Genomic DNA, 1793 nt, shown 5'->3' on the forward strand with positions numbered 1-1793 from the left:
GCTCGCGGCCGCGCTGGCCCCGGGCGGGCGGCTCGACGCGCTGGTGCGCGCCGCCGGGAGCCGACGTGACTCGCCGGAAATCTTCGGGTCGCTGTGCTTCGCCGTGGACCCCGACCTGCTCGAGACCGTGCACGCGATGAGCGGCGGCTACCGCGTGCGTACCCCCGAGGGCGACGTCGCCGGGAAGGGGGCGGAGCACGCCCGGAGGTGGCTGGCCGACCTGCGTGAACTGGTCGCCGGGCACTGTGTGGTCCAGCTCCCGTACGCCTCGGCGGAACTGGCCGCGCTGCCCCGCGTCGGGTCGGGCACCGAGCTGACCGCGGACGCCGTCCGGAACAGCGCCACCGTGCTGGACCTGCTGAACCTCGAACCGAAACGGAACATGGTGTGGACCCGCTCGGAGGTGGACGGGTCCGTGTTGGACGCGCTGGCCGCGGCGGGGACCGACACCGTGCTCGCCGACCCGGCGCGGACCGCGACGGACACCTCTGCCCACGAGGTGCGGGTGGTGCCCACGGACCCGCTGGTCACGACGGCGTTCACCACGTCGGGCCCGGCCGGCTCCGGCACCGGCGACCGGGGCCTCGACGTCGGTACCCAGAACGCCGCGGGTGCGCTGGCCGTCCGGGCCGGTGTCGGCGCCGACGGCGGCACCTCCCCGTTGCTGGTGGCACCGCCGCACGGCTGGGACGCCACCCACGACGACCTGACCTCCCTGCTGGACACCGTCGAACAACTGCGCACCACCGGTGCGCTCGCCCCCACACCACTGGGTGAGCTGGTGGCCGAGCCCGGACCGGACACGGAGGCGGTCGGCACGACCACCCCGGCACAGGCCCCGCACGGTCGGCGGGAACCCGGGACGGCACCGGTGTCGGACGCGCTCCTGGAGGCGCTGGACGAGGTCGAGACGACCGCGGCGGACCTCCGGGGGGCCATGTCGGTGGACCCGACCAGACAGGTGGAACCGGTCAGCGTCATCCGGCCCCTGCACAACGCGGTGCTGCGCACGTTGTCCGGGGGGTGGCGCACCCGGGACGCGCGGATGGAGGCCGCCGCGGCCGCGGAGGCGCAGGTGCGTGCCCTGCGCGACCGGGTGACGGTGCAGACACCGTCCCAACCCGTGTCCCTGGCCTCGGAGTCGAGTCCGCTGCCGGTGACGGTGCGCAACGACCTCCCGGTGGCGGTCACCGTGCGCGTCGACCTGGGCGACAGTCCGGGCCTGCGGCCCGCCCGGATCGGGAACACCCCGCTGGCGGCGGACAGCAGCATCAGCAGGCTGATCCCGGCCGACACGCTCCGTTCGGGACGGTTCATCGTCCGGGTGGCGGTGACCACTCCCGGTGGCACGACCCTCGGGAGTCCCGCCCGGATGGAGCTGGTCTCCAGCGAACTCGGCACGGTCGTGGTCGTGTTGACCGCAACAGCCGGTGCGGCTCTGCTCCTGCTCTCGGGACTGCGGATATACCGTCGGGTGAGCACCGGGGCGGGTAAGCGCGGCTGAGTTCCGGGCCCGCGCCCGTTTACCCTGAAAGCCGGTCAGGCCGACCATCGACGGATTGGGCACGTGTTGGACGAGCAGTCGGGCGGTACACCCGAACACGAGGGCGGTTCCGCGCGTTCCGACCGCGTGCCGCCCCGTCGTCCCGGGCAGGCGCCACCACCTCCGGAGCGGGACGCGCGCAGGCGTCCGCCGCACGAACGGTGGGAGCCGCCGTCCGGACCACCGCCGGAGAACGGCCACCACCCGCCGCAGGACGGCCACCACCCGCCGCAGGACGGACCCCGTCCGC

At 74.6% G+C, this 1793-nt stretch carries 1 protein-coding gene; it reads left to right on the forward strand.

The window, feature by feature from the left end:
• Nucleotides 1-1504 (forward strand): DUF6049 family protein (locus ACTIR_RS24310; protein ID WP_034240994.1); only part of this gene is annotated, 1504 nt, incomplete at its 5' end.
• Nucleotides 1505-1793 lie beyond the last annotated feature (289 nt).

The organism is Saccharomonospora iraqiensis subsp. iraqiensis, assembly GCF_000430445.1.
GTDB lineage: Bacteria > Actinomycetota > Actinomycetes > Mycobacteriales > Pseudonocardiaceae > Saccharomonospora > Saccharomonospora iraqiensis.